Origin of the sequence: Cognatishimia sp. SS12 (assembly GCF_028369055.1) — a bacterium.
Taxonomy (GTDB): domain Bacteria; phylum Pseudomonadota; class Alphaproteobacteria; order Rhodobacterales; family Rhodobacteraceae; genus Cognatishimia.
In genome coordinates this window covers 1-24669 of record NZ_JAQNCZ010000001.1, presented here as the reverse complement: position 1 = coordinate 24669, position 24669 = coordinate 1, and the positions used below count along the sequence as shown (strand labels likewise).

21 protein-coding genes, 1 tRNA gene, 1 rRNA gene and 1 pseudogene are annotated in these 24669 nt (G+C 59.0%); 10 read left to right on the top strand and 14 right to left on the bottom strand.

Annotation, left to right across the window (positions count from 1 at the left end; genetic code table 11):
- The first annotated feature begins 1 nt into the window (after position 1).
- Both cobI and cobJ read left to right on the top strand, forming a co-directional pair.
- Positions 2–727 (top strand): precorrin-2 C(20)-methyltransferase, encoded by a 726-nt coding sequence (gene cobI, locus N6L24_RS00125; protein ID WP_271842612.1) that lies wholly within the window; start codon positions 2–4, stop codon positions 725–727.
- A complete protein-coding gene (gene cobJ, locus N6L24_RS00120; RefSeq protein WP_271842611.1) occupies positions 724–1476 on the top strand; it encodes a precorrin-3B C(17)-methyltransferase in 753 nt (250 codons plus the stop codon). Before cobI ends, cobJ begins: the two co-directional genes overlap by 4 nt.
- On the opposite strand, the gene N6L24_RS00115 is transcribed toward cobJ, so the two are convergent.
- Positions 1449–2207, bottom strand: coding sequence for a cobalt-precorrin-6A reductase (locus N6L24_RS00115; protein ID WP_271842610.1), 759 nt, complete (start codon positions 2205–2207; stop codon positions 1449–1451). The genes cobJ and N6L24_RS00115 overlap by 28 nt on opposite strands.
- Between N6L24_RS00115 and cbiE the strand changes: the two genes are divergently transcribed.
- From cbiE to cobF, 6 genes are read left to right on the top strand one after another with little or no spacing between them, the layout of a single operon-like run.
- Positions 2206–3399 carry a precorrin-6y C5,15-methyltransferase (decarboxylating) subunit CbiE gene (gene cbiE, locus N6L24_RS00110; protein ID WP_271842609.1) on the top strand — a complete coding sequence of 398 codons (1194 nt, stop codon included), beginning with the start codon at positions 2206–2208 and terminating at the stop codon, positions 3397–3399. The two genes, N6L24_RS00115 and cbiE, sit on opposite strands and share 2 nt — an antisense overlap.
- Positions 3396–3758, top strand: coding sequence for a cobalamin biosynthesis protein (locus N6L24_RS00105; RefSeq protein ID WP_271842608.1), 363 nt, complete (start codon positions 3396–3398; stop codon positions 3756–3758). Before cbiE ends, N6L24_RS00105 begins: the two co-directional genes overlap by 4 nt.
- Positions 3755–4549 (top strand): precorrin-4 C(11)-methyltransferase, encoded by a 795-nt coding sequence (gene cobM / locus N6L24_RS00100; protein WP_271842607.1) that lies wholly within the window; start codon positions 3755–3757, stop codon positions 4547–4549. The genes N6L24_RS00105 and cobM overlap by 4 nt, the downstream gene beginning before the upstream one ends.
- Positions 4550–4551: 2 nt before the next feature.
- Entirely contained in the window at positions 4552–5868 is a 1317-nt protein-coding gene (locus tag N6L24_RS00095) for a cobyrinate a,c-diamide synthase (RefSeq protein ID WP_271842606.1), read from the top strand.
- Complete coding sequence (gene cobA / locus N6L24_RS00090; protein WP_271842605.1) at positions 5865–6584, top strand: uroporphyrinogen-III C-methyltransferase; 720 nt, start codon at positions 5865–5867, stop codon at positions 6582–6584. Before N6L24_RS00095 ends, cobA begins: the two co-directional genes overlap by 4 nt.
- Positions 6585–6586: 2 nt before the next feature.
- Positions 6587–7339, top strand: coding sequence for a precorrin-6A synthase (deacetylating) (gene cobF / locus N6L24_RS00085; protein ID WP_271842604.1), 753 nt, complete (start codon positions 6587–6589; stop codon positions 7337–7339).
- A gap of 3 nt (positions 7340–7342) precedes the next feature.
- Here cobF and N6L24_RS00080 read toward each other — a convergent pair whose 3' ends face one another.
- Positions 7343–7867 carry an acyloxyacyl hydrolase gene (locus N6L24_RS00080; RefSeq protein ID WP_271842603.1) on the bottom strand — a complete coding sequence of 175 codons (525 nt, stop codon included), beginning with the start codon at positions 7865–7867 and terminating at the stop codon, positions 7343–7345.
- A gap of 126 nt (positions 7868–7993) precedes the next feature.
- Positions 7994–8959: a hypothetical protein gene (locus N6L24_RS00075; protein ID WP_271842602.1), complete on the bottom strand. Its 966-nt coding sequence runs from the start codon at positions 8957–8959 to the stop codon at positions 7994–7996.
- 190 nt (positions 8960–9149) lie between these two features.
- Between N6L24_RS00075 and N6L24_RS00070 the strand changes: the two genes are divergently transcribed.
- Positions 9150–9941 carry an HAD-IIB family hydrolase gene (locus N6L24_RS00070; protein ID WP_271842601.1) on the top strand — a complete coding sequence of 264 codons (792 nt, stop codon included), beginning with the start codon at positions 9150–9152 and terminating at the stop codon, positions 9939–9941.
- A 5-nt stretch (positions 9942–9946) separates the two neighbouring features.
- Positions 9947–11164: a glycosyl transferase gene (locus N6L24_RS00065; protein ID WP_271842600.1), complete on the top strand. Its 1218-nt coding sequence runs from the start codon at positions 9947–9949 to the stop codon at positions 11162–11164.
- 3 nt (positions 11165–11167) lie between these two features.
- Here N6L24_RS00065 and N6L24_RS00060 read toward each other — a convergent pair whose 3' ends face one another.
- The 11 genes and pseudogenes from N6L24_RS00060 to rrf form a co-directional block, all read right to left on the bottom strand.
- Entirely contained in the window at positions 11168–12916 is a 1749-nt protein-coding gene (locus tag N6L24_RS00060) for an alpha-amylase family glycosyl hydrolase (RefSeq protein WP_271842599.1), read from the bottom strand.
- Positions 12917–13324: 408 nt separating this feature from the next.
- On the bottom strand, positions 13325–13516 hold the full coding sequence (locus tag N6L24_RS00055) for a hypothetical protein (RefSeq protein WP_271842598.1): 192 nt from the start codon (positions 13514–13516) through the stop codon (positions 13325–13327).
- A gap of 49 nt (positions 13517–13565) precedes the next feature.
- Positions 13566–14687: an alanine/ornithine racemase family PLP-dependent enzyme gene (locus N6L24_RS00050; protein WP_271842597.1), complete on the bottom strand. Its 1122-nt coding sequence runs from the start codon at positions 14685–14687 to the stop codon at positions 13566–13568.
- Entirely contained in the window at positions 14684–15874 is a 1191-nt protein-coding gene (locus tag N6L24_RS00045; RefSeq protein WP_271842596.1) for a DUF1611 domain-containing protein, read from the bottom strand. The genes N6L24_RS00050 and N6L24_RS00045 overlap by 4 nt, the downstream gene beginning before the upstream one ends.
- Positions 15875–15943: 69 nt before the next feature.
- Positions 15944–16723 (bottom strand): hypothetical protein, encoded by a 780-nt coding sequence (locus N6L24_RS00040; RefSeq protein ID WP_271842595.1) that lies wholly within the window; start codon positions 16721–16723, stop codon positions 15944–15946.
- A gap of 37 nt (positions 16724–16760) precedes the next feature.
- Positions 16761–17114 carry a hypothetical protein gene (locus tag N6L24_RS00035; protein WP_271842594.1) on the bottom strand — a complete coding sequence of 118 codons (354 nt, stop codon included), beginning with the start codon at positions 17112–17114 and terminating at the stop codon, positions 16761–16763.
- A 404-nt stretch (positions 17115–17518) separates the two neighbouring features.
- A pseudogene (locus N6L24_RS00030) lies at positions 17519–18226 on the bottom strand (IS3 family transposase); the annotation flags it as partial.
- Between the two features lie 200 nt (positions 18227–18426).
- Complete coding sequence (locus N6L24_RS00025) at positions 18427–21810, bottom strand: error-prone DNA polymerase (RefSeq protein WP_271842593.1); 3384 nt, start codon at positions 21808–21810, stop codon at positions 18427–18429.
- Positions 21807–23285, bottom strand: a complete 1479-nt coding sequence (locus N6L24_RS00020; protein WP_271842592.1) for a Y-family DNA polymerase — start codon at positions 23283–23285, stop codon at positions 21807–21809. The genes N6L24_RS00025 and N6L24_RS00020 overlap by 4 nt, the downstream gene beginning before the upstream one ends.
- Positions 23286–24129: 844 nt before the next feature.
- A tRNA-Met gene (locus N6L24_RS00010) sits at positions 24130–24206 on the bottom strand.
- A gap of 61 nt (positions 24207–24267) precedes the next feature.
- Positions 24268–24382, bottom strand: a 5S ribosomal RNA gene (gene rrf, locus N6L24_RS00005).
- Positions 24383–24669: the final 287 nt, after the last annotated feature.

Below are 24669 nucleotides of genomic sequence, written 5' to 3'. Positions count from 1 at the left end.
CATGACCGGCACAATTTATGGTGTGGGGCTCGGCCCCGGCGATCAAGAGCTGATGAGCGTCAAATCGGACCGGCTGATCCGAAATGCCAAGCATATCGCCTTTTTCCGCAAGGCGGGCCGCAAGGGTCAGGCGCGCAGCATTGTTGAGGGTATGATCCCGGCTGAGGCCGTGGAATTTGCCATGGAATATCCGGTGACAACGGAAATTCCGCTGGATGATCCGCGCTATAACGCAATGCTCTCGGCCTTTTACGCCGAAATCACCGCCCATCTGATTGCCCTGGCCAAAGCGGGCGAAGATGTTGTGGTGCTCTGCGAGGGGGATCCGTTCTTTTATGGCTCTTTCATGCATATCTACACGCGGGTCAAAGACCAGGTTCCGGTCGAAGTGATCCCGGCCATTACCGGCATGTCCGGGGCTTGGACGGCGACGGGCCAGCCCGTGACCTGGGGGGATGACGTGTTGACCGTGCTGATGGGCACCCATAGCGAAGACGTGTTGACCAAACATATCCGCGGCACCGATGCGCTGGTGATCATGAAAATTGGCACCAATTTTGACAAGGTCGTGCGCGCGCTCAAGGCGGGCGGCAAATATGACGCGGCCTATCTGGTGCAATATGCCACGATGGGGCAGCAGAGCGTCTGCAAACTTTCTGAGTCGACCGAAAAAGTAACGCCCTATTTCTCGATCATCATTGTGCATGGTCAGGGGCGACGCCCATGAGCGGATCTGTCACCGTGGTGGGCCTTGGCCCCGGCGATGAGGCGCTGATCACACCCGAGGTCAGCGCAGCGCTTGCCCAAGCCACGGATATTATCGGCTATATCCCCTATGTGGCCCGCATTGCGCCGCGCCCGGGTCTGCGGCTGCATCCGTCGGACAATCGCGTAGAAATCGATCGCTCCGAACATGCGCTGCGCCTCGCGCAAGAGGGAGCATGCGTTGTGGTGGTGTCCTCTGGTGATCCGGGGGTCTTTGCCATGGCTGCTGCGGTGCTGGAAGCGGTGGAACATGGCGATCCGGGCTGGCGCGATCTTGATATTCGCGTTCTGCCCGGCATCACCGCCATGCTGGCCGCTGCGGCGGCCTGCGGTGCGCCGCTTGGCCATGATTTTTGCGCCATCAACCTGTCGGACAATATGAAACCCTGGGCCCTGATCGAAAAGCGCCTGCGCCTTGCGGCGGAGGCAGATTTTGCCATGGCGTTTTACAACCCGCGCTCAAAATCTCGCCCCGAAGGCTTTGGCAAGGCGCTGGCAACGCTGCAGGCGGCCTGCGGCGATGACCGCCCGATGATTTTTGCCCGCAATGTCTCGCGCCCTGATCAAAGCATTCGCATTGTGCCGCTCAGCGCGGCCACAGCCGAGATGGCTGATATGCGCACGGTCGTGCTGCTGGGGTCTTCCCAGACGCGGATCATCCCGCGCGATGGCGCACCGCTGGTTTACACGCCGCGTTCGGTGGCCGGGTGATCCGCCAGCCAGTCCATAACCGCCCCCGGGGTTGCCAGTTCATCGCGCGGCGGCAGGCCGGGCCGGTCGATCATCACCACCGGCAGGCCCAGTGCCCGCGCGGCATGCAGCTTGGCCTCCGCCCCGCTGCCGCCGGCATTTTTGCAGACAATACGGTCGATCCCATGCTCCCGAAACAGCGCAATGTCATCGGCCACGGCAAACGGCCCGCGCGCCACGGTGACAGTGTGATGCGGCAAAGGCGGCGGCGCGTCGGGCGCATCCACCAGGCGCAACACATAGTGATGTTGCGGCTGGCCCTGAAACGCAGCCAGATGCATCCGGCCCAGCGCCAGCATGATCCGCTCAGCCGGGCCACTAAGCGCGGCAACCGCCGCCGGAATATCGGGCACCTGCTGCCACATATCGCCCGCTTGGGGCTGCCACGCCGGCCGGGTCAGCGCCGCAAGCGGCACGCCGAGCTCGGCGCAAGCGTGATAGGCATTCCAGCTCATCTGCGCCGCAAAGGGATGTGTGGCATCGACCACATGGCTGATGGCGTTATCGCGCAGAAACGCTGCGAGGCCTTTGACACCGCCAAACCCACCATGTCGTGTCGGCAGGGGCTGTGCGCGCGGGCGCGCCACGCGGCCCGCATAGCTGAAAATCGCGGGCACATTTTCCTGTGCCAGCCGCGCGGCGAGCGCGCTGGCTTCGCTGGTGCCACCCAGAATGAGGAGATGCTGCGCCATGTCTGATACGCCCTGGTTAACCATCGTCGGTTTGGGCGAAGATGGCCCGGATGGGCTGCCGCCTGCAAGCCTTGCGGCTTTGAAAAACGCCGAAATCATCATGGGCGCGGCGCGGCACATCGCGCTTCTGCCCCCCCTTGACGCCGAGCTGGTCACATGGCCGGTCCCCTATGCCAAGGGGGTCGCGCAGCTGATGGCCCTGCGCGGGCGCAGGGTTGTGGCCCTTGCCTCCGGCGATCCGTTTTGGCACGGCGCGGGCAGCACATTAACCCAAGAGCTCGCGCCCTCCGAATGGCGCGCGCTGCCAGCGGCGGGCTCTATGTCACTCGCCGCCGCGCGGCTCGGCTGGCCGCTGGAGCGCACCCGCTGTTTTGGCCTGCATGCCGCCCCCTTTGCCAAATTGCGCAGCGCGCTTTATCCCGGCGCACAGATCTTTGTGACCCTGCGCGACGGGCCTGCGGTGGCTGCGCTCGCGGCCTGGCTTGAGGGCGCGGGATTTGGCGCAACCACGGTGCATATTCTCGAAGCGCTGGGCGGGCCGCGCGAACGTTGCCGCCGTTGCACCGCCGCCGATGTGCCCACCGACGTGCAACACCCGGTCGTGGTCGGTCTTGAGGTGGCGGGGGACGGCCTTGTTATGCCGCTGGCCAGCGGGCGGCCAGACGGGCTGTTTGAGCACGATGGCCAAATCACCAAGCGCCCAGTGCGCGCGCTGACGCTCTCGGCCCTTGCGCCAAGACCCGGCGAACACCTTTGGGACATTGGCGGCGGTTCAGGCTCTATCGCGCTGGAATGGCTGATGAGCGCGCCAAACATGACCGCCGATGCTATCGAAATGAGCGCTGAGCGGGCCGAGCGTATAACCCGGAATGCCGCGCGCTTTGGCCTGCCCCTCACGGTGACAACCGGCGTTGCGCCCGAGGCCCTAGAGGGCTTGCGCCTGCCCGACGCGGTGTTCATCGGCGGCGGCATCAGCGCAGAGATGCTCGACTATCTCTGGGAGGCGCTGCCCCAAGGCACGCGGCTTGTCGCCAATGGGGTCACACTGGAAGCCGAAGCGCTTTTGACGCACTGGCATGCAGCCAAAGCTGGAACGCTGCAGCGGATTGAGATAAGCGAAAGCCAACCACTGGGGCGCAAACGGGGCTGGAAAGCCAGCTATCCCATCATTCAATGGAGTGTCACCTTATGATCATCGCTGGGTTCGGTTTTCGGCAGGAGGCAACCGCGAGCAGCCTGCGTGACGCCTATCAACGTTTAGGCGGCGATGCCGATGCGATTGCCGTTTTGGATGACAAGGCGGGCGCGCTTTGCTTCAAACAATTGGCCGAGACGCTTGGCTTGCCGGTGCATCTGGTCACACTCGCTGACATGCAGGCGATGACAACCGCAACGCAATCCGCAAAAGTGCAGGAAAAACGCGGCACCGGCAGCGTTGCCGAAGCCTGCGCGCTGGCGGCGGCCGGTGCAGGCGCGCGTTTGATGGCGAAGCGCCATATCTCTGGTGATCGGCTGGCGACATGCGCCCTTGCCCAGAGGACCGAAAAATGACCGTTCACTTTATCGGCGCCGGCCCTGGCGCTGCTGATCTGATCACCCTGCGCGGGCGTGACCTGATTGCCGCCTGCCCGGTCTGCCTTTATGCGGGGTCACTGGTGCCCGAGGCGCTGCTGCGCCATTGTCCTGACGGCGCACGTATCGTGAATACAGCCCCCTTGGATCTTGACGCGATTGTCGCCGAATGCAAAGCGGCGCATGACGCCGGGCAGGATGTCGCGCGGCTCCATTCAGGCGATCTTTCGGTCTGGTCCGCTATGGGCGAGCAGATCCGCCGCCTGAAAGCGGAGGGCATCCCAGTTTCTGTCACCCCCGGCGTGCCCAGCTTTGCCGCCGCTGCAGCGGCGCTTGGCAGCGAGCTGACCCTGCCGGGGCTGGCGCAATCCGTGGTGCTGACACGCACGCCCGGCCGCGCCTCTGCGATGCCCGAGGGCGAGACCCTGGCCAATTTTGCCGCCACCGGCGCGACGCTGGCCATTCACCTTTCCATTGGCAATCTCGCCAATGTGGTGGCGGCGCTGACCCCGCAGTATGGGTCCGATTGTCCGGTTGCGGTGGTCTATCGCGCCAGCTGGCCTGACCAAGAGATCATCCGCAGCACGCTTGCGACCCTGCAGGCCGATGTGCCAGAGCACATCAGCCGCACCGCGCTCATTCTGGTGGGTCCGGCATTGGCGGGCGACGGGTTTGAGGAAAGCTGCCTTTACGCCGCAGATTACGACCGCCGCTATCGCCCCCAGACGGCAGACAGCAGTTGGGCGGATTGGAAACATGGGGACGATTGACCATGCTGCATGATATGCCCCCCGGGCTGCTGATCTCTGCCCCTTCCTCGGGCACCGGCAAAACCACGGTGATGCTGGGGCTGCTGCGCGCGCTGGCAGATGATGGGCTGAAGGTCCAACCGTTTAAGTCCGGCCCGGACTACATTGACCCGGCCTTTCATCGCGCCGCTGCGGGGCGACCTTCGTTCAACCTTGATACCTGGGCGATGCCCGAGGGTCTGATCGGCGGCATCAGCGCTGAGGCGCAGGGCGCGGATATCGTCGTGGCCGAAGGCTCCATGGGGCTGTTTGACGGTGTGGCCACAGGCGGGGAATGCGGTTTTGGTTCCTCCGCCGAAACCGCGCAGGCCATGGGGTGGCCCGTTGTTCTGGTGCTCGATATCGGTGGGCAGGCGCAATCTGCGGCGGCCACGGCGCTTGGCTTTCGCGCATACAATCCAGATCTGCCGTTTGCCGGGGTGATCCTGAACCGCTGCGCCAGCCCCCGGCACGAACGGTTGGCCCGTCTGGGCATGGACAGGGCCGGCATGAATGTCCTGGGCGTGCTGCCGCGGCGCGGCGACCTTGCCCTGCCCGAGCGGCACCTGGGCCTCATCCAAGCTGTGGAGCACCCTGACCTCGAGGCCGCCATTCAGGGCTATGCCGACTTCCTGCGCGAGAACGTCGATCTGGCCGCCATCAAGGCAGCCGCTGCGTCGCGCCCGGCCCCGGCGGGCCAACTGCCCAAACCGCCCGCGCAACGCATCGCCTTGGCGCAGGACGCCGCCTTTAGCTTTACCTACCCGCATCTTGTGGAAGGCTGGCGGGCCCATGGCGCAGAAATTCTGCCGTTTTCCCCGCTCGCAGACGAGGCGCCGGATGCCACGGCGGATCTGGTCTGGCTGCCCGGCGGCTATCCCGAGCTGCACGCGGGTACATTGGCGGCAGCGCAAGGCTTTCGGGCGGGTATGCACCGCCATGCGGCCAGCAAACCCGTGCACGGCGAATGCGGGGGCTATATGGCGCTTGGCAGCGCGCTGATCGACAAAAGCGGCACCCGGCATGAGATGCTTGGCCTGCTCGGCCTTGTCACATCTTATGAAAAGCGCAAATTCCATCTCGGGTATAGGCAGGCCGTGCTCAACGCGCCCCTGCCCGGCCACGCCGCAGTCGCGCGCCTGCGCGGGCATGAGTTTCACTATTCCACCATTCTGGAAGAACCAGATGCGCCCTTGGCGCAGGTCGGCGACGCGGATGGCAACCCGGTGCCTGAAACCGGTTCTCATCGCGGCCATGTCACCGGCACGTTTTTCCACCTGATTTCTGAGGCAACATCATGAGCGGCTTTGTCAGCTTTGTCAGTTCCGGTCCCGGCGACCCCGAGCTTTTGACCGTCAAGGCGGTGGATCGGCTGCAAAAGGCCGATGCCATCCTGTTTGACGACCTGAGCGCGGGGGCGATTTTGGAACATGCCAAACCCGATGCCGACCTTGTTGGTGTGGGCAAACGCGCGGGCCGCCCCTCGCCAAAACAGGATCATGTCAGCCAGTTGTTGGTGGATTATGCCAAGGACGGGGCGCATGTGGTGCGGTTGAAATCCGGCGATAGCGGCATTTTTGGCCGCCTCGAAGAAGAGTTGACCGCGCTCAAAGCGGCGAGCGTCGGGTTCGAGATCATCCCAGGCGTCACTTCGGCCTGCGCGGCGGCTGCGGCGGCGGGGATCCCGCTGACGCGGCGGCTGGTGGCGCGGCGGGTGCAATTTGTGACGGGTCACGACGTGGCCGGGGCCCTGCCTGGTGATCTCAATTTGCAAGCACTGGCCGATCCGGGGGCCACCACGGTATTGTTCATGCCCAAACGCACCTTTCCCGAGCTGGCCGAGAAACTCTTTGCCAGCGGGCTGCGTCGCGACTGCCCGGCCCTGCTGGCCGAAAACGTCAGCCATGCCGACCAAAGCCTGACGCGGACCACCATGGCCGAGCTGGCGGAAACGCTAAAGAGCGAAATCAGCAGCGCGCCCGGCCTGATCCTTTTCGGCGAATTGGCGGAGAGTTGAGCATGCGCCTGTCGCTTGTGGGCATCGGTTCTGGCAACCCGGATCATCTGACACTGCAGGCGATTAAAACGCTGGGGGCCGCTGATCTGATCCTGCTGCCGCGCAAGGGCGCGGAGAAATCCGCACTGGCCGAGCTGCGCCGCACGATGCTGCGCGACCAGCTGCGTGCCGCGCCAAAGGTGGCGGAATTTGACTATCCGGTGCGCGATGCGGATGCGCCCAAATATCTGGACGGCGTCAATCAGTGGCATGATGCGCTGGCCACAATCTGGGCCGATCTGATCAAGACCCATGGCGGCGACAACAGCCATGTCGCGCTGATGGTCTGGGGGGATCCCTCGCTTTATGACAGCACGTTGCGGATTGCGGCGCGGCTGGCGGCGCATGGCTTGCAGACAGACGTTGATGTGGTGCCGGGCATCACCTCTCTGCAGATGCTGACCGCAGCCCATGCTATCCCGCTAAATGAACTGGGCGCGCCGGTGATCATCACCACCGGGCGGCAGCTGCGCGATCACGGCTGGCCCGACGGAGCCGATACCGTTGCCGTGATGCTGGATGGCGCTTGCGCCTTTCAGACCCTTGCCCCCGAAGGCATCGACATCTGGTGGGGCGGCTATGTGGGCATGCCGCAGCAAATTCTGGTTGCGGGCCCACTGGCTGAGGTGGCCCAAGACATCGTCACCCAAAGAAAAGCCGCCCGCGAGGCGAACGGCTGGATCATGGATATCTATCTGATGCGGCGGCAGCGCTGATTTTTACTTAAGCGGGATGCTCACACGCGCCTGCACCGTTTCGATGCCGGGGTTATTGCTGTAGATTTCCAGGTTGGAGCGGTGATCATAGCTGATTGAATAGCGCCAGCCTGCTTGGTTCTCATAACCCACCTCGATGCCCGAGCGGAATTCAATTGGTCCGCCAAGGTCAAAGCCGCCGTTTGGCTCATAAAGGCCCACCATTGCGTGCAATTCGGTGTAAAACGGGCTGTTGCGGCCCAGATCCATTTTCCAGGTCTGACCGGCACCGAGCCATAGCTCGCCGTTTTCGCCGATAGAAAAGCCAACCGCATGGCCAAATGGCCCGTTGCGATGCCCCAGATCGTAGCGCACGTAAAGCTCTGCGGCGGGCATGGCCTGCCGCTCAAGCACTTCGCCGGCAGAAATGGCAAAGCGTGGTGTGACGTCGCTGCGCCCCAAACAGCCATTTTCCGTGCCGCAGTGGTTTGCGCTCATGTCCAGAAGGCCACCCAATACGAGTAGCGCTGCAAATGTTCCGTCTGCCATGGAAGCCTCTCTGCCAGGTGAATTGCTAAACTGCCCTAGCCTTAGCTTGCGCGGGACGCTTTGACCAGAAGCCACGCGAAAAATTGCTGGGCGTGATCAACTTGCACCTGAAATCCAGACGCTCGACTAGCGCACTGTGCTGGTATGGGTTTTGCCCAAAGCGCGCATGACCGCCCGCAGGGCCGCCTCGCGGCGGGCCGCTGTTTCTTCGCGGCTTGGGGCCTCATCTGGGACGCCGGGCGCGATATCGCTTTCATCAAACATCGGGTCAAACTGCGGGCAATATTTGGATTTCAGCTGCGCGTTGTCTTCGCGGTACAGCCGCATCAATGCGCGCCGCTCTGAAGGTTGAAAACAATCGCCGGTCCGCACCGCCCCCTCCGGACGCTTGCGCGCCAGAAAGCGGATCAGCTGCCGCGTATTGATGTCGGTGTTTCGGCTCATCTGCCCCAGAATTTGCGAGGCTTCGCGCGAGAGGGTGACATTGGAATGCGCATAGCTCCAACTGGCGCTGGCCGCTTCGGGCACGCCCAATTCCTTTAGAAAATCGCGCACGACATCACCGCCGTCAAACAGCCGCCGTTCAAAGGGTTTGACCGATAACGCCGCTTGGCCGAAATGCCGCGCAAACACATCAAGAACCTGCGTGTAGGCGGCGCTGTGCTGTTTTTTCTCGACAAATTCGGCCGGGGTGCCGCGGAACCGCCCGTTTTTCAGCAGCTGTTTGTACATCGCTTCCAGAAATTTATCCTGACGCCGGACATAAGCGATGAACTTAATGTTGTCTTTCAGCCGGTCAGGAAAAGCAGCGGCCAGCGTTTCGGCGATACTGGTGCGAAAGAACATTTCACTGGAAAGAATGTGAATCTTGTCCGGGGCCGCGTCAATTTCGGCGACCACCTCATCCAGAAGCGCACCAATTTCAGGACCGCGACTGCTGACAGCAATATGATTATGCGCCGCCCTGCGCCGCCCGGCTTTCACAAAGTGATAGCCCAGCGGCTCAAGCGCCTCTGCATTGGAAAACAAAGCCGATTGAATCGCTGTCGACCCGGTCTTCTGCGTGCCTATATGGATGATAACCTGCGTCATGCCCCCTCTGGTTTAGCGCAACAGCCGACGGTTGGACAGGATTTTGACACCCAAACCACCGCGATTAAGAAACCGACACGTGCCTAATTTTTGGTCAATTCCTCAAGGGGTATCCCTGAAAAGCGGTCAAATCTGCTGCGGTTGCGGCATTGGGTTGCCCTTCAGAACCGACGCACCTAAGTTTCCACACATGACGCACAAGGTTCCTCTGCTGGTTTTTTCTGATCTGGATGGAACGTTGCTGGATCATGAGACTTACCAATGGAACGCTGCAACAGAGGCGCTTGGGGCCTTGCGCGACGTTGGGGCCGGATTGGTCCTCGCAAGCAGCAAAACCGCACCCGAAATTTGCGACATTCGTGCCGCGATTGGGTTTGACGACTGGCCAGCGATTGTTGAAAACGGTGCCGGGATTTTGCCAGCCGGGACACATTCGGTGGCCGCAGACGCAACATATGACACGCTGCGCACTGAACTTGATGCTTTGCCGCGCGCGCTGCGATCGAAATTCTGCGGGTTTGGCGACCAGAGCGTCGCAGCGCTATCAGAACGCACCGGATTGCCGCCTGCCCAAGCCGCGCGCGCCAAACAACGCGCTTTCTCCGAACCCGGCACCTGGTCCGGCACGGAGGCTGCGCTAGAGGACTTTCTTGCACATCTGGCCGAGGTCGGCATCATCGGCCAAAAAGGCGGACGTTTCGTGACGCTGTCCTTTGGTGGCAACAAGGCCGATCGCGTGCACGAACTCACGCGGAAATTTGGGGCGCAGCATACTTTGGCGTTGGGCGACGCCCCCAATGACATCAAAATGCTAGAAAGCGCGGATCGCGCCGTTGTGGTGCATAATCCGCACGCCACGCCCCTGCCAAAATTGCGCGGCGAAGAAGCGGGGCATATCCTGCGCACGCAGGCTGCCGGACCCACCGGCTGGAACGCTGCCGTATTGGCGCAGCTCAAAGACTTAAATATCAAGAGGACTTAAGGACTATGGCCGATTTTCACCAAAACGGGAATATCGCAACTCTGCACAATCTGCGCACACGGTCCCTTGACGAGCTGGAGCATGAGCTCACGACCTTTGGCGACAGCCGCAAGATTTCACTGATCCTGCCTTGCCTCTATTCCGAGCTCGAAGGCGAAGCCATGCCAAATATCTTGGCAGAGCTGGCGCAAGTCAAATACCTGCATCGGATCATCATCGGTCTGGACGCCGCGGATGAGGCGCAATTTCGCAAGGCCAAGGAGTTCTTCAAGGGCCTCAACCAAAACCATATTGTCATCTGGAACGACAGCCCGCGCATGCTGGAACTTGGCGCGCGGCTAGAGGCGCTTGGCCTTGCGCCTGCCGAAAAGGGCAAAGGCAAAAATGTCTGGTCCTCGATGGGCTATCTGATCGGCTGCGCGGATAGCGCCGTGATGGCGATCCACGATTGCGACATTCTCACCTATAACAAAGAGCTGCTGGCGCGGCTGGTCTATCCGGTTGTGAACCCGACCTTCCCCTATCAGGTGGCCAAAGGTTATTACCCGCGCATCGGCGGCGGCGGGCTGAACGGGCGGGTCACGCGGCTGCTTGTTAGCCCGCTTTTGATCGCGCTTAAGCGGGTCATTGGCGATCGGGACTATATCGATTATCTGCGCAGCTTCCGCTATCCGCTGTCAGGCGAATTTGCCATGCGCACCGCGATCCTGCCAGATCTGCGCATCCCCTCTGACTGGGGCCTTGAAATCGGCGTGCTGTCTGAAGCCTGGCGCAATCTGGCCCCCAAGGCGGTCTGTCAGGTGGATATCGCAGATGCCTATGACCACAAACATCAGGAACTGTCGCCGGAAGAGGCCACCAAGGGCCTCAACCGGATGTCCGCCGACATCTGCAAAGCCATCTTCCGCAAACTCGCAGCGGATGGCACCGTCTTTACGCCCAATGTCCTGCGCACCTTGAAAGCCACTTATTATCGCAGCGCACTCGACCTCTTGGAAGCCTACTACAACGACGCCCGCCTGAACGGGCTTGAACTGGATCGCCACAAAGAAGAACAAGCCATTGAGCTTTTCGCCGAAAGCATCATGCGCGCCGGTCAGGTGTTTCTGGACAACCCCTATGAAACCCCCTTTATCACCACCTGGAACCGCGTCCATTCCGCGGATCCGACCTTCCTGGCGGATCTGACGGCTGCAGCGCACGCAGATGAGGCGGACTTCTAAGCTTCAGCCGCGATTGGTGATCCAGCGGCATTGATACGGTGCCAAAGTGAGCGTGCCCTTGGACATATCCACGGGCTCGCCACTCAGCAAATCAACCCAGATTTCATCTTCGATCAGGTTCATCGACAGATGCGAAAGCTCAACCGTTTCGGCGCTGACATTGTGCAACGCAAAGACCGACTGATGCCGATCCAGACTTTGCCGCCAGACGCCAAAGACACTGTCCTCCAGCGGCAGGGTAAACTGCGTCGCATTCGGGTGAAACGCCGGTTGCTGATTGCGAATGCGCAGACGTTCTGAAAGCGCGCCCAGCACCCGCGCCTGCGGTGTGTCCGGATCATCCAGCAGCGCGTTCAAATCCGGGTAATGCCAATTGTGCCGGTTGATCGCCCGGTTCATCCCGCGCCGCTGCACTTGATCCAGGTCATTTGGTGTCGCCAGCAGCGAATGGATGTAAAAGGCCGGGATCCCTTCCAGCGACATAGGGATGGTCTGCGCGCAGAGAAACCTTTCAAAGTGATGCGCATCCTCACCGGCAAAGGTGCGGCGGGTGGCCTCGTAGAAGGTTGTGTTGATCTCATAGGGCGCTTCGCCGCCATCTGGCAGCGCGCGCATGGACACCAGCCCGCCCACCTTCTCAATGGTATCAATCATCTTGGCCTGTTCCTCGGCGGGCAAAATCCCCTCAACCGGGCGCATGCCAATGCCATCATGGCTGGCGGTGAAATTCAAATAGGCGCAGCCCATCGGGGCCGGCGGCATGCCGCTTTGCCATTTGCGCAGCCGCTCGGCAGAGCCTGACTGCACCGCATGCAAGATCAACGGCGGCAGCGGGAAATTATAGATCATATGCGCTTCGTCACGATCGCCGAAATAGCTCATATTCTCGGCTTTCGGCACATTGGTTTCCGTCAGCAGAATGATCTTTTCCGAAGCGAAATCACACAGCAGTCGCATCAGCTTCACCACCGCATGGGTCTGCGGCATGTGGATGGAGGGCGTGCCGGCCTCTTTCCACAGAAACGCGACCGCATCTAGCCGGATGATGCGCACGCCGTTGTCGACATGCAGGCGGATGATCCGCAGAAACTCCAGCAACACTTCGGGGTTGCGAAAATCAAGATCCACCTGATCATGGCTGAACGTACACCAGACATGCCGCGGCCCATTAATCGTCTCGACCTGTTGCAACAAAGGGGTCGTTCTGGGCCGCACCACGTCACTCAGATCATCCTCGGGCGAGGCCTCAAAGAAAAACTGGTTATAAGGCGGCTGATCCTGCAGATAGGCGTTGAACCACGCCCCCTGGCTTGAGACATGGTTCAGCACCAGATCCGACATCAGCTGAAAACCATCAGCAATACGGTTGATGTCCGGCCAATCGCCCAGCTGTGCGTTCACCGCGTAAAAATCGGTGACAGCAAAGCCATCGTCCGAGGTGAACGGAAAAAACGGCAGGATATGCACGCTGTTCAGCACGCCCTTGAGGCGGCGCAATAGGAAATCATGCAAGAGGTCCAGCGGCTTATGCTCGCCGTCCTGAATGGAATGGCCATAAGTGATCAGCAGCGCGTCTTGCTCGCTCCACTGATTGTTGCCCGGCCGCCGTGCCCGTTTGCGCGGCGCAGACTCGCCGGGCCAAAAGGCCTCCACAATCATCTGCTTGAGTTGGGCGGCATCGATGTCGGGATAGATCTGGCCGATAAGCTTGGTCAGCTTGGCATCAAACGTGTTCTGTGGTGCTGCAGTCATACTGCCCAAATTGACCCAAACCTCCCGCCTGCCTCAAGGGCTGAATCAACACGGCACCTCTGCCTGCCGCCAGAACGTCTGCTCCCCCCGCGATGGGCGACCCATTGCCTAGAATTTAGGCAGTGTGCGATGCTCTTGGAGGTGTAGAGGCTTTAGCTCGGCCTTCCGTCTTCAACGCCCCGCAGCGATGGACATTGAAATAAGGGGGGGGGGACTGATGACCTAACCATATTTGGTGAGCGTGCTCCGTCATGCCGTATATGTCTGACAGATATAGCGAACTTTTGTGGCGCTCTCGTCTGCGCGCGGCATGGTGGATCCTTTGCGCGTGATATCGCGCGCCCAAGTTAGCTGGGAACATGCATTAGGAGGGTATTGCCAAGCGCGCGTTTGATAGACGAATTTGCTTTATCGGGTCGGCTTTGCCGGGGTGTTGGCTTCGCGTTCGAGGCGCGCAATCCGCAAACGGTCGATTTTGGCTTGCCGTTGCTGGGCCTCTTCTTCGACCATTTTTCGTACGATCCGGGTTGTCTTATCCATCGCCGTTTCCGCCTTGGGAATTTGCGTTTTGAACAGGCTTGATTTTGTGAGCTTTGCCATTTGAGTTTCTCCTTCTGGTTTCATCTGGGGCGCGCGTAATTCAGCGCGCTCAAACCGATGCCAGGCGTGTGCCTGGGCCACCGGCACCAGGTGCGTTTTGCGCAGGTCGGTCATTGCGTAAATGTATCTGAATATCCGGGGCGGCCGTGGCGCGCATCAAAGCCCCATAATCCATTTGAAATCGCATTTCCGATCCAACGCTGAGCGCTGAATTTTTCATGCCGATAACAAGGTGATCGCTTGTCGCGCCGATAAGTGTGGTGCCAACAAGCATCGAAAGCCCGGCCATATCCGAGTCTTGTTGCCCGATAGCAAGAATAAGCCGCGTTGTTCCGAATGTGTCGGGCGCAGGCTGAGTGGTTGCCTTTGGACGGTCAGCGAGGCTTTCGGAAGGTTGCATCGGCTTAACGTCTACCTCGATGACTTCGGCGATAAGCGTGCAGGCATCTGAAAACAGGCCGCCAATCTGATCTCCTGTGACCGGGTCCACACCAAGCAATATCGCTTCTCCAAGGCGCAGATCGTTGATCCGGCCAATGGCATGTCGCTCAAGTGCCCAAGGCAAGGTGGCAGAATTGCCGCCAGAGACCGTTTCAAGGAATGGGCCACACTGGCCCTCGATGTCATTGGCAAGCGCAGTCAGCGCCTGCATTTTCGCCGCAGTCGGAGCAATGCCGCTCAGACAGGCAAAGTTCGCCCCAATGCCTTTTAGCGCCACACCGGGCAAATCCACCACATGCTGCGCCATAGCGCCAAGGTCCTGTGGCCTGATCCCTTCGCGCTGATCACCCAATTCGACCATCAGGATAACGCCGTGAACCGTGTTTTGCTGGCGCGCTGCAATGGCCAAGGCTGCGATCACCGCTCCCTCTGTGTTGTAACTCGTCTCGCAAACCTGCACCACGTCATCGACCTGACTGAGCATCGGCGTTCTGATCAGGGTGATCGAGCACGTCATTCCTGCCTGGCGGAGCCGTTTTGCATTGGTCAACCGTGCGTCAGCCAGCCCCTCTGCGCCACCGTCGAGCATGGCCCGGGCGATAGCCGGATGACCACATACAGCTTTGGTCACTGCCGTCACACGGATGCCGCGCCGCTTCAGCCGCTCGACAATGGTCCGCGTATTGTGGCGTATCTTTTGCAGATCAATTTCCAGGCGCGGGCTATTCAAATTGCAGCCACGGGCGTTCGTTGCTGCAGACCGGGATAAGCATCAACAACCAGCGCCAACAAACGTGCCGATGGCCTGCTGAGCGCATCGGTTACTGGCAGGCGCAGCTTTTCAGTTTGGCTGGCAATCGTGGTTGTGATCTCAGCCTCGGACATGCCTTCGTGATTGAGAGTAACGCCTATGACCTTGGTGTCAGAAAACGCTTCGATCAAAGCGATCTCACTGGCGGGCGTCGGCATTGGCATATTGGGAAAATCACAGCGATGGGCGCGTTTTGGGGCGTGCTGCAGGATAACAGCGTCGGGTTGGCTGCCGCGCAGGATAAAGGCGGATGTGCAAAACGCGGGATGGCTGAGCGCCCCTTGGCCCTCGATTAAAATGACATCGGGCTGCTCGGCCTCCGAGGCGGCAACAATCGCGCCCTCAAGTTCGCCGCAGCAGAATTGGGGCGGGATCGCATCCATGGCCACGCCATATTTTGCGCCCTGCATTAAACCCGTCTGGCCGGTCCCAACCAGCACGGTCTTGATGCCTTTCGCATTCAATGCACCGGCCAAAACCGTCGCAGTCGTCCGCTTTCCGATGGCGCAATCCGTGCCAAGAACAGCGATCCGCAACGCCTCAACATTTGCGACGCTGCCATCGAACAACCGCATGTCTTTGCTGAGCTTAGGTTTACGGATGTCGCGAATAGTGACCTGATTTTCCAATGCGGCTTGCGCAATTTCGGCATCATCACTCAGGTACTCATGCAGGCCAGAGACGATGTTCATACCACGTCCGATTGCATCCAGCACAACATCACGATCCGCTGTCGAAAGCCGCCCAGTTGACGGGGCCATTCCATAGATAAACGTATCCGGCATGAAGCTCTCGTGGGCGACGGCGGCATCCAGGTCCTTGAGAACGGGTATGGTGTTGCGCACACCATCAAGAACCGCGCCGCTATTCTCACCGCTGTGGGTGCTGTCGATGACCGAGACGATCCTGTAGGCTTCTGAATGGCGCACAAGCCCGTTGGCCGTCTTGCCATCAACTTTGGCAAAGTTGCCCTCACAGAACACAACCGCCGTCGGGATCTGCGTGAGCGCATTGGTCTGTGCCGATATGGCATCGGTTCTGGGGAGAGCCTGATCACCGCTGATGGGGCGGCGGCCGGTATCTACCGTGTGAATTTCGGATTTCATAGTATTTCCTTTTGAAGGCGAGACTGTCGCCGGCCTGACTGTTGAAGCGAGGAATTGGACGTCGTGCGCTCAGTTATTTAGAACGCACAGACCCCTGGATTTTTGGAAATTCCGGTTGCACTCCCAGCGGTTTCCAGTTCTGTCCAGATGGGCATTTTCAGGGATATTGATCGCCTCGCAGCGTGTCCCAGATGCTTGATACCCCCGCTGGCATTTCCACCCTTTGCCGTAAGATGCATCGTCAAAAAATGCGAATTCCGGGATGACGACGGCCGCGCAAAGGCCATCCTTCTCGAAAAAACCGCGCTCACATGACCAGCGGCGACCATAGCGCGTTCCATTTAGAAATCCGTTGATCGGAACCGCAATAGCTGTGCAGCTGTCCTCAACCTGTTCAAATCCGCGCGCACATTCCCACCCCGACCCATCGGACGTCTCTATGAGATACCCGTTGTCCGGCACGACAACCTCTTGGCAGCTTTCGCCGGTTTTGAAAAAGCCCCGCGAACAGTGCCAGCGCTTGCCCGAAGGATCTAGAAACCCATTTTCGGGCACAACGACGGCGACGCAGGAGGCCTCATCGACCTTGCTAAAACCGTGGTGACAGTCCCATCCGGACCCATAGGTGCGGTTTGTCTCATAGGCATTTTTTGGGATCACGATCGCGGCGCAAATGTCGCCAACCCGTCGATATCCGATGTTGCATTCCCAGCCGTCGCCATAGCTTTGTTCGCGGGCGTTTTCGGGCATGGTCTGGGAAATCGCAGGCAAGATGAAAGCCAACAGCGCGAAAATTGGCCCAAAGAGAAAGCGGCAAGGTAATGTGAGCCCCGTCAACCCATGGCTCATGCAGGCGACATCTGACCAAGGAACTGACACGTTGGAATTATGACGCATCCAACTCAAGCCCCGCGAGACAAGCGCCTGCAAGTCGGCGGTCTGAGGCCTCTGAGCCCGGGCGGATCGCCCAGCCGGTGTCCATCATGGCATTCAAACGGCCAAAGCCAGTGAGACCCTGAAGAACTGCGAGCTTTTCAGTACGTTCGGGATCTGCCGCCGAATTGCCGAGGCAGAGCGGAACCATGGCCAACGTCACTTCGTCAGTCGCAAAGTCCTTTGCCATGGTTTGGGCGTTGCTGTTTGTTGTCCAGCCCCCCCAGGTAAAGCCGATGATAGAAATCGCAATCGCCCCGACCAGAGCACCGTAGATGCTTGGTTTGGTCCATTCTGGAAAAGTCATTTTTGATCCTTTGACGGGGAAAGCGCCGCCTCACTATTTTTACGCTGACACGATTTGGTGTCAGAGGCGTATCGACGTTGTGCTGATTGGCACCGCGCTATTCATATGTGGCCGCAATGCTGGGGCAAGTGCAGCCGCCAAAGTTGCATGTACTTAAGGCAAGACCGATGCAGTCGCGCGCGATAACATCGGCACCCTTCCCAAACGTCATTGCCTTGATGTGGCACGTGACAGTTGAATTTTGATGATAGAAGATCGTCGTCCGCTCTGGCAGGCGATACGCCTCTGCCGAAGAAAACCACAACTTTGTACCCTGTATATAGTGTCTTAGCGCTGGAATTACAATGACAGTCGGCTTGAACGAGATTGTCATACCGCCCATGGCCTTTGTTTTGAGGGTAAGCGGCCCATTTCTGGTTCGGCGCGTTGGCGGTGAAGTCACGATCAGCAGGTTCGGCGCAATGTTGAACTTATGATCGCTGTCTGTGGTGACCTCGTGTTTACGGGTTCTGACGACGGATATACCATTCGGGCGCATCAATCTGCCAACCCGGCGGTGGCCCATATCCAGACCGATCTCTTTCAACTCTTCAGTCATGCGAGGACGACCATAACTGCCAAGGCTGAGACGGGATTGCTCTTTGATATGTGCAAGCGTGACCAAGTCAGACCGCTGTCTTCGGCTGGCAGGACGGTTACGGAATGCGCGTAACCCGCGTGTGCTGACGCCGACAACACCGCACAAACGGTTGGTTGGGAAGTGGGCCCTATGCTCTTGGACAAACCTAATTCTCATTGCTTTAGGCCCGCAAAGAACTGGGTGGCCTTTTTTAGGATTTCCCTCTTGCTGCGGGGAAACAGTCCCCCAGACTGTTTCCTGATCCTTGCAAGTCATTGAGAAGCCGGATCTCACGTCGAAGCCGCTCATTCTCTTTGGCCAGCTCTAAATCCTCTTGTGAAACCACGTTCGTGTCTCGATGTGCTGTGATCCATTTGTTCAGCGTCGACATGCCAACGCCCAGATCATCGGCCGCCTGCTTGCGCGTCAGCCCACTGGTCAGCGCAATACGCACAGCATCTTGGCGGAATTCGTCAGTTCGTTTCAGTCCCATAGTCAGTCTCCTTTGGGGCAGTAAATGCTATCAAAGGAGCGGCATCAAACCGCGACAGGTCCAAGCAGGTGGGAGCCGATAACTCTTCAACATAGGAAGCTGACACTCATAGGGGCCCGGAACAGGGAGCATTTCTGCGCCGCCGCAGGTCGGTTCGAGCCCAAAGTGCTTGGTGCTGCGCACTTCATAAATGTCAGCTCTCAATGAAAGTCCCGGCTTGGAAACAGTCGTTTGGCCTGATCGCGGGGATGCATTGCGCGGGTGGGGTAGCGGGTGTTTTTGGGGGTATCATCAGCACGCGGGCCCTCGGTGGTGAGGGCTTCGGGTTGAGGATGACCCAATTCAGACAGTTTATGTGACAGGTCCACCACCTCTTGCGCGATGAGATGCACGACAATCCCTTCGCGTTGCAAATAGCCCGTGACGCGCAACAGCCGCCCGCCCATCACAACCCGGCGAAAACGTTCATATACCTTGGGCCAGACCACCACGTTGCTGACCCCGGTTTCATCTTCCAATGTCATGAAAATCACGCCGGATGCAGTACCGGGGCGCTGGCGGGTGATGACCAGGCCGCAAACACTGTATCGGCCAAGGGCAACGTCTTGCAAAGACGCATGTGTCACGAGGCCGGGCAGCATGGGGCGCAGCAACTCCATGGGATGGGCGCGCAAACTCAGACGGGTGGAGACGTAATCTTCCACCACCTCTTCGCCCAGATGCATATTGGGTAACGGCACAGTCGGTTCTGTGATCGCCTCCCCATCGATGGGATCATTGAACAGCGGCAAAGGTTTGGAACTCTTGATCGCTTTCACCTGCCAAAGTGCGTCCCGCCGGGTAAGGCCCATGTCAGAAAACGCATCCGCTTCTGCCAATCGCGTCAGAACATCTGGCTTCAGGCCCGCGCGCAGCCAGAGCGCATTGGGGTCCTGATAACCATTGCCCCGCGCTGCCACAATCCAGCCTGCATCTTCTTGTTTGAAACCCTTGATCTGACGCAAACCCAACCGCAAAGCCAAGGCACCATCAGAGCGGCGTTCAAGCGTGTTGTCCCATTCAGAACGGTTTACGCAGATCGGGCGGATTTCCACGCCATGTTCGCGCACATCCCGCACGATTTGGGCCGGGGCGTAAAACCCCATGGGTTGGGAGTTCAGCAAAGCGCAGGCGAATATCGCGGGGTGATGGCATTTCAGCCAAGCCGACACATAGGCCAGCATGGCAAAAGCAGCAGCGTGGCTTTCAGGGAAGCCATAGTCTGCAAAGCCTTCGATCTGGCCAAAGCAGCGTTCGGCAACCTCGGGGCTGTACCCATTGTTGAGCATGCCTTTGATGAATTTCTCGCGGTAGTTTCCGATCGTGCCCATGCGCCGGAAAGAGGCCAAAGAGCGGCGCAGGTGGTCCGCTTCTTCTGGGGTGAACCCTGCCCCCACCACAGCGATTTGCAACGCCTGTTCTTGAAAGAGTGGCACGCCAAGAGTGCGGCGTGTGACCTCCTCCAACGCAGAACCAAAAGGTTCGGGTTTTTCTGAACCATTGCGGCGGCGAATATAGGGTTGCACCATATCCCCTTGGATGGGGCCAGGTCGAACGATGGCAACCTCAATCACCAGATCATAAAGCTCTCGGGGCTGCATGCGGGGCAAGAAATTCATCTGCGCCCGGCTTTCCACCTGAAACACGCCAACCGCATCGGCGCGACAGAGCATATCATAGGTGTCGGTATCTCCTTGTGGAACCGATGCTATGTCATGCTTGATTTTATCGTGCTGCTCCAGCAACTCAAAGGATTTGCGGATACAGCTGAGCATGCCCAGTCCCAGCACATCGATCTTTAAAATCCCCAAGGCATCAATGTCATCCTTGTCCCAACAGATCACCGTGCGGTCCTCCATTGCCGCGTTTTCAATTGGGGCCAGTTCGTCCAATCGCCCCGCGGTGATGACAAAGCCGCCGACATGCTGAGACAGATGGCGCGGGAAGCCAATGATCTCGCCAATCAGACGAATGGTCTGCATCAAGCGACCATCCGTCGGGTCAAGTCCAAGTTCGCGAATGCGGTCCAGATCCACGCCGCCATCGCTCATACCCCAGATCTGACTGGACAGACCTGCAGTGACATCCTGCGATAGCCCCATGACCTTGCCGACCTCGCGGATTGCAGCGCGTGTGCGGAAATGGATGACTGTCGCACAGAGCCCGGCACGGTGGCGACCGTATTTCTCATAGATCCACTGGATCACCTCTTCGCGGCGCTCATGTTCGAAATCTACGTCAATATCCGGTGGCTCCCCTCGGTATTTTGACACGAAGCGTTCAAACACCATGGCAATCATGTCCGGGCTGACATCCGTGATACCCAAGAGATAACAAAGGATCGAATTGGCCGCCGAGCCGCGCCCCTGACATAAAATGCCTTGCGATTTGGCGAATTGCACAATGTCATGCACGGTCAGAAAATAGGCCGGAAAATTCAACTCTTTAACGACAGCAAGCTCTTTAGCCATCAATTCCAAGGCGCGATCTGGCGGGTTATCACCGTATCGCCGCCCCAGCCCTTCATATGCGAGCCTCTCCAGTCGGGCCTGTGGCGTTTCACTTTCCGTTTCCTCATGGGGGTACTCATACGACAGCTCTGCGAGGTCAAAACTGCATTTATCCGCGATCTCCACTGTCCGGCGCAGCGCGGCAGGGTGATTGCGAAAGACCCGCGCCATTTCTTGCCCTGCCTTCAGACGCCGTTCCCCATTTGCGAGCGCACGGGTACCGATCTGATCAATCGTGATATGTTCGCGCATACAGGTCAGCACATCCGCCAACTGCCGGCGACCTGCGCGATGCATCAGAACATCTCCGACGGCGACCATAGGGGTGGAGGCACGCAGCGCAACCTGTGCGCAGAGGGTCAGATAGGCTTGGTCGCTGCCATCATAGCGCGGTGCAGCCCCCAGAAAGACATGGCTCGGAAACTGGCGGGCAAATTTTTGAATGATCGCAATGGCCCGGCGCAGGTTTTGTCCGGGTAAAGCGATCAAAATCATACCCTTACAGGCTTCTAGAAGATCCTTGGTATATAGAATGCACTCTCCCTTTTCGGCCCGCCGTTTTCCCAAGGTCAGCAAACGTGTGAGCCGTTCATAGGCCCTGCGATCACGCGGAAGCGCAGTCCACTCCACCGGGCTGTCCTGCACTACAAGACGGCAGCCCACGATGAGCTTGGGCAGTTTTGTGATCAATGGCTTGTCAATTGTCTCCCCGCTTCCGATCTGCTGGCGCGAGGAGGAGTCGATGCGCTGCTGTGCGCGAATATGCACCACACCCTCTGTTTCATGCCTCAGCTCTTTCAATGCAGACCAGGCTCGCACCACGCCTGCAAGAGAGTTTCGATCCGTGATCGCAAGCGCAGCCAGCCCCAGCTCGGCGGCGCGCACGACCAGTTCTTCGGGGTGTGATGCGCCGGTTAAAAAGGTAAAATTTGTGGTCACGCAGAGCTCAGCATAGTCCTGCGAGTGCGGCGCAGCTTTCGGCGGGTCGCGGCGCGTGGCTTCGCCCGGACGGTGGGGGAGTTTCACGTCGCTCATGCGAACTCCCCCTGCACAAACCAGCCCGGATTTTGCGGCGTGAAAAACAGCCACAGCCTGCGCCCCTGCGTGGTTTCAACACGCCAGTAATCCCGCAGACCCGAGCGCCAATTGTCATCCTCAAGCCACCATTCCGGCGCGATCCGTTCTGGCCCAATCGCACGCCCCACGGTCAGGAACATCCGCCGCCAACGAAAGCGCGCGGGCGGGGTTGCGCCTGTGCCAGCAATAGGTTCTGGCGGGAACAGGCAAATTGGTCGTGGCTGAACAACACTCCAGCCATGGGCGGGTGCGGAATAGGCCGCAGGGGCGATGGTGAAACTACGCTCGGGGATATGGCTGTCAGCAGGCAGGAAACGCTGGATATTCTCTAACCCAATGCGTGTCCCCAAGCGTGTTATCAGATCATCCAGCTGGTCTTTGCCTGCCCCCGATACATGGCTGATCTGTTGCACAGCTACGGCCTCGGCCTGCGTGGCCTCTAGGCGCAGCATATCAAAGCCAAACCCGGCATCGACCCCTGCCAGGCCGCGCTCAAACAGGGGTAAAATGCGTTTGGCATCACGCAAAGGCCGGGCAAGGCGCAATTCCACCTGTTGATGGTCCTGATCGACACGACGCAGAGTTACGCATAATTTGCGCGCGCCCATCTCCTGTCTTTCCAGCTTGCGACAAAGCTGATGCAGCAAACGTTCTATGCCTGCCATCACATCCGAAAGCAGGCCAATCGGTTCCGGCAACGTCATCCGCACCGCGTAATGCGGCGGTTCGGCCTGCGGGGAAATCTCTTCGGGCTGTGCACCTAGCGCCTGATCAAGCCGCAGCAGCAACTCTAGGCCAAACCGGCGCGCCAGCGGCGCGCGTTCCGCCCCGGCCAAATCGCCAATGCTGCGCAACCCCAAGCGCTGTAATGCGATGGACATTTTTTCATCAATGCGCAGCGCCGCCACGGGCAAGGTTTTTACCGTTTCCAAAGCCCTCCCATACGGTGCAATCCCTGGGTTGTAATGGGCCAAGGCCCAGGCAGCCCCGCGCGTATCAGCTAGACCGATCTGCACTGAGATCCCCCGACGCATCAGGCGGTTGTGTATGTCAGACAGCATGGCCGCCTCACCACCAAACAAATGCGCTGATCCGGTCACATCCAATATCAGCCCATCCGCACCCTCCAGCCCCACCCAAGGGCAATAGCCTGTTGCCCATCGGCGCAGGGTTTGAAGAAACCTAAGATCATGGTCCGGCGCTGCCACGCAGCTTTGCAGATCAGGACAAAAGGCCCGCGCATCCGCATAAGACATGCCCGGATGCAAACCCGCTTTCAGCGCGGCGATATTGAGGCAGTAAATCCGGTTGACATTTTGGTGTTTCAGCGTCACTGCAAATGGTCCCTCAACCGGGCGCAGCCGCAGAACCCGGTCACTCGCAAGGCGAGGAAACCAAAGCGAGACAACACGACGCTGAATCCCATCGAACATGCCAAATACCAAATGTTCCCTATTTGTTCTTATTAATCTTCCAAGGCTGCAGAGTCGAGTCCTGCGCGGCGCTTGCGTCAGCTGCTGGCATGCCGTGCCACCGCGTTTCAGCAGCATTACTGCCCATACCTTCGGGAATAATGGCTAGCCCCGTGGATTTCCCATCCCGCGCAGCCAGCTGCAACCGCCGCCCTTCGGTCAGGCCCTAAGGTTGGCTCTACTGCATCGCCACCAGCGAAACGGCCCCAGATCGCAAAGCTTCTTCGGCCAGAGCCAATGTTTCGAACTGATCATTTGCATTGCAGATGGTTAAATGAGCAGGGTCCGAAAATCAGAAAAGCCCGTAGGGTTAACCCGCCGCACATCCCAGTCTTCTCGGATCCACAACCCAAGCCGACCATAGTGGGCCAACAGCGCAAAAGTAAAAACATACGATCCTGCCCCGCAGACCTCATGGGTGCGAGACACTCTTGGTGGGAAAAATGAGATGTCTATGTATCGCATGTTAAAAAACATATGGCGTGAAGTCCAAGCCAGACAAGAGCAGACATGGCGGAGCCAAGATGAGCGGCTGTTTTGTCCCGTGATGCAGCCGTCAAGCATGCCGAAATAATGCGCCCATGGGGCAATGTCCGCTATGCGGGCCGCACTGCAGCACGCCCACAGGTAGGTGAAGGTCCGGAATGGGCCTTAGTTTTCAAGTTTTATTTACGTTGCTGATGTTGCCTTGTGGCCACGATTTGATTTGGCTTCGTTTGCTTCCACAGTGCTTCCAGCGGTGTCTGGGTGCGAACGCAAAAAGCGCCCCTCGGGGCGCGATCGTATTGATATGTTTTGGTAATATTGGTTGCGGGAGTAGGATTTGAACCTACGACCTTCAGGTTATGAGCCTGACGAGCTACCGGGCTGCTCCATCCCGCGCTAGGGGTATTATTTGAGTGATCGTTTTGAGAGATGTTTTTGATCTTTAGTCGTTTATTAGGTTTGGCGATGCCCTACTCTCCCACACCTTAAGATGCAGTACCATCGGCGCAACGGTGCTTAACGGCCGGGTTCGAGATGGGACCGGGTGTTTCACTCGTGCTATGATCACCAAACCGAATAAACGGCTAAAGATCGTGTTGCTTTGTTAAGCAACGGTGTTGTCCAAGTCACATTTTAAGTGCGCTACCGCCTATTCGGCTACTTGAGCGCTTTGTGTGCGCTACCGGCCTTTGGCCTACTTGAGCGCCTTATGTGCGCTACCGGCCTTTGGCCTACTTGAGCGCAAGTACAAGCTGTGTATTGTTGTGTATGACTTATTTGGTCCCAGCTAGGCGACTTAGTCTGTGCGATTGCATTTCTGCTTGCGCACATGTGTCTGTCTATTACTGGATCAAATCAA

Excerpts from the sequence above, each read along its gene's own strand:
- N6L24_RS00080 (WP_271842603.1), bottom strand. The coding sequence starts at position 7,867 with ATGGCAGACGGAACATTTGCAGCGCTACTCGTATTGGGTGGCCTTCTG.
- N6L24_RS00055 (WP_271842598.1), bottom strand. The coding sequence starts at position 13,516 with ATGGCAAAGCTCACAAAATCAAGCCTGTTCAAAACGCAAATTCCCAAG.
- N6L24_RS00095 (WP_271842606.1), top strand. The coding sequence starts at position 4,552 with ATGCTGCATGATATGCCCCCCGGGCTGCTGATCTCTGCCCCTTCCTCG.
- N6L24_RS00040 (WP_271842595.1), bottom strand. The coding sequence starts at position 16,723 with ATGAGCCATGGGTTGACGGGGCTCACATTACCTTGCCGCTTTCTCTTT.
- N6L24_RS00060 (WP_271842599.1), bottom strand. The coding sequence starts at position 12,916 with ATGACTGCAGCACCACAGAACACGTTTGATGCCAAGCTGACCAAGCTT.
- cobF (WP_271842604.1), top strand. The coding sequence starts at position 6,587 with ATGCGCCTGTCGCTTGTGGGCATCGGTTCTGGCAACCCGGATCATCTG.
- N6L24_RS00025 (WP_271842593.1), bottom strand. The coding sequence starts at position 21,810 with ATGAGCGACGTGAAACTCCCCCACCGTCCGGGCGAAGCCACGCGCCGC.
- N6L24_RS00065 (WP_271842600.1), top strand. The coding sequence starts at position 9,947 with ATGGCCGATTTTCACCAAAACGGGAATATCGCAACTCTGCACAATCTG.
- cobJ (WP_271842611.1), top strand. The coding sequence starts at position 724 with ATGAGCGGATCTGTCACCGTGGTGGGCCTTGGCCCCGGCGATGAGGCG.
- cobM (WP_271842607.1), top strand. The coding sequence starts at position 3,755 with ATGACCGTTCACTTTATCGGCGCCGGCCCTGGCGCTGCTGATCTGATC.
- N6L24_RS00035 (WP_271842594.1), bottom strand. The coding sequence starts at position 17,114 with ATGACTTTTCCAGAATGGACCAAACCAAGCATCTACGGTGCTCTGGTC.
- cobA (WP_271842605.1), top strand. The coding sequence starts at position 5,865 with ATGAGCGGCTTTGTCAGCTTTGTCAGTTCCGGTCCCGGCGACCCCGAG.
- N6L24_RS00115 (WP_271842610.1), bottom strand. The coding sequence starts at position 2,207 with ATGGCGCAGCATCTCCTCATTCTGGGTGGCACCAGCGAAGCCAGCGCG.
- N6L24_RS00105 (WP_271842608.1), top strand. The coding sequence starts at position 3,396 with ATGATCATCGCTGGGTTCGGTTTTCGGCAGGAGGCAACCGCGAGCAGC.
- cobI (WP_271842612.1), top strand. The coding sequence starts at position 2 with ATGACCGGCACAATTTATGGTGTGGGGCTCGGCCCCGGCGATCAAGAG.
- N6L24_RS00075 (WP_271842602.1), bottom strand. The coding sequence starts at position 8,959 with ATGACGCAGGTTATCATCCATATAGGCACGCAGAAGACCGGGTCGACA.
- N6L24_RS00020 (WP_271842592.1), bottom strand. The coding sequence starts at position 23,285 with ATGTTCGATGGGATTCAGCGTCGTGTTGTCTCGCTTTGGTTTCCTCGC.
- N6L24_RS00070 (WP_271842601.1), top strand. The coding sequence starts at position 9,150 with ATGACGCACAAGGTTCCTCTGCTGGTTTTTTCTGATCTGGATGGAACG.
- N6L24_RS00045 (WP_271842596.1), bottom strand. The coding sequence starts at position 15,874 with ATGAAATCCGAAATTCACACGGTAGATACCGGCCGCCGCCCCATCAGC.
- cbiE (WP_271842609.1), top strand. The coding sequence starts at position 2,206 with ATGTCTGATACGCCCTGGTTAACCATCGTCGGTTTGGGCGAAGATGGC.